Source organism: Stenotrophomonas sp. STEN033 (assembly GCF_056856655.1).
The window spans coordinates 1-1,925 of sequence record NZ_JBXFWM010000128.1 but is presented as its reverse complement, the minus strand read 5'-3'; the positions used below and the strand labels follow the sequence as shown (position 1 = coordinate 1,925).

3 protein-coding genes are annotated in these 1,925 nt (G+C 63.3%); 2 read left to right on the top strand and 1 reads right to left on the bottom strand.

Annotated elements, in window-relative coordinates; translation table 11 throughout:
- Positions 1–813 precede the first annotated feature (813 nt).
- Together AC1VXC_RS21045 and AC1VXC_RS21040 are read left to right on the top strand one after the other, a co-directional pair.
- Positions 814–1,128: a DUF736 domain-containing protein gene (locus tag AC1VXC_RS21045; RefSeq protein ID WP_006473297.1), complete on the top strand. Its 315-nt coding sequence runs from the start codon at positions 814–816 to the stop codon at positions 1,126–1,128.
- A gap of 39 nt (positions 1,129–1,167) precedes the next feature.
- On the top strand, positions 1,168–1,434 hold the full coding sequence (locus AC1VXC_RS21040; RefSeq protein WP_006473298.1) for a hypothetical protein: 267 nt from the start codon (positions 1,168–1,170) through the stop codon (positions 1,432–1,434).
- Here the strand turns inward: AC1VXC_RS21040 and AC1VXC_RS21035 are convergent.
- Positions 1,431–1,763 carry a helix-turn-helix domain-containing protein gene (locus AC1VXC_RS21035; RefSeq protein ID WP_023106777.1) on the bottom strand — a complete coding sequence of 111 codons (333 nt, stop codon included), beginning with the start codon at positions 1,761–1,763 and terminating at the stop codon, positions 1,431–1,433. The genes AC1VXC_RS21040 and AC1VXC_RS21035 overlap by 4 nt on opposite strands.
- Positions 1,764–1,925 lie beyond the last annotated feature (162 nt).

Below are 1,925 nucleotides of genomic sequence, written 5' to 3'. Positions count from 1 at the left end.
CTGTTCACCATACCGGTGCGCCCGGGGTCGGGGCGGGGCGCTTCGCTGTTCCATAAGCATCGGAACCTTGCCTTACCGCCCTGGTGGCGATAGTCAAAAATCCGGGCGCGGCGGTGGCCGCGCCCGGTTTCAAGGCCCAAAGCCAGAACGCCCCTTCGCCGCCTTCGGGCAGGCGGCGAAGGGGCGGCGCACAAGTGGCCTTGTGCGCGTGAAACCCTTGAAGCCCATAAGTGCGTCGGCGCACAGCGCTGACGACATTCCGAACGCGCCCCGCTGCAATGGGCGGGACTTGTGGGGCTACGCCCCGGCTTGCTGCCGCAGGTTGCACGAAAGCGTGCCGTCCTCGACGCTGGCGGTTCGTCGCCTGTACGTCACGAAGGACGGTTCACCGACACACCGCCCGGCCTTGCAATGGAGCTTCCACACCACGCCTCATGCAAGAGGCCGCCTGCAACGTCAGGGGCGCTTGCGCCCTTGTCGTCGGGTGTTGTCCTTGCCCGTGTCAGGGCACAGGCCGGTGAAGCCGTCGCGCGGGGATGCCGAGTCGGCCATGTCTCCATTCGGGAGTGGGCGGCCAGTACGTCCTTGTGTTGTTGTGAATCCTGGCGGTGGCTGGGCTTCATGGCCGCAACCTTCCAGCGAAAACAATTTCCCCTGCGCTGCGCGCATTCCTCGCGGGACAAATTCTTTTCGCTTCCAGTTTCTCCACGGTGTTGCGACCGCTGCGCGGTGCGGCCAGCCCATCCCCCGCCGGACGGATCACAACAAGGACGCACTGGCGCGACCTTGTTCAACCCGAAAGGAGAAATCATCATGGCTAACATCGGCACCTTCACCGCAGAGAAAGACGGCTTCACCGGCCAGCTCCGCACCCTGACCCTCAACATCAAGGTCAAGCTGGTTTCCAACGATAAGGGCGAGAACGAAAGCGCCCCGGACTTCCGCCTGCACGCGGCCGGCCACGACTTCGGCGCGGCGTGGAAGAAAACCAGCGAGGCCGGGCGGGATTACCTGTCGGTGGCCATCGACGATCCTTCGTTCCCGGCGACGGTCTATGCCCGCCTGATCGAAGGCGAGAACGGCACGCACGACCTGATCTGGTCGCGCAGCAAGCCCAAGGCGGCCTAACGGCCGCCCACCGCGCCCCACTCATTGCGGCGGGGCGCGATGCTGCTGATCGCAGCACCGCACGCACAGGGTTTCGCCGGTTGCTTCATGCCCGGCATGTCCAGGATCGGTATCGCATTGGCGATGGTCGGATGGCTCGAAGCCCGTGGCAGCAGGAACAATATGGCGTGTCGGCGCATTGCGCCGCCGGGCTTTCGGGCTGCGCCCCATGCCGCTAATGGCGTCATGTCCATTCGGCTTCAATCCCTCACGCCTTCGCGCCTGGCGGCGCTGCGCGCTCCGCTTGCGGGCATTCAGACGCGCTAGGGCGCGTCGCGCTCTTTCAGCAAGGCCTCGAACTCCTGGCGCACCCGCGCCAGCAGTTCGTCGGCCTTGTGCGTGTCGTCGCCGGCGTAGGCCAGCGTCAACAGCGTCAGCGGATGTACTTCCATGACCTCGCACAGCTCGGTCAGCTTGTGCAGGGTCGGGCTTTTCAAGTCGCGCTCCAGCGTACTCATATAGGTGCGGCTGGACACGTCGGAGAACGCTTCCTGGCTCAAGCCTCGCGCCTTCCTGACTGTCCGTATTGCCGCTGCTAATGAGTGTTTCGCTGCCACTAACTTGGTTTCCCCACAAAAACCAAGATGACAGCCCATTGCGCCCTATAAGGCTACAATCTATAGTGTTCATTCGTGGCTGAAAGGCCCGCTTTCGTGCTTTTACGGAAATCCGTAATTACGGATTCCGACAGAACCGGGGAATCGCATCCGTGTCTTTCCGGCTTCCTACAATTCCGCTTCTGCGCTTGCGTGCTTCTA

Coding starts and splice junctions, on each gene's coding strand:
- AC1VXC_RS21045 (WP_006473297.1), top strand. CDS start 814: ATGGCTAACATCGGCACCTTCACCGCAGAGAAAGACGGCTTCACCGGC.
- AC1VXC_RS21040 (WP_006473298.1), top strand. CDS start 1,168: ATGCTGCTGATCGCAGCACCGCACGCACAGGGTTTCGCCGGTTGCTTC.
- AC1VXC_RS21035 (WP_023106777.1), bottom strand. CDS start 1,763: ATGGGCTGTCATCTTGGTTTTTGTGGGGAAACCAAGTTAGTGGCAGCG.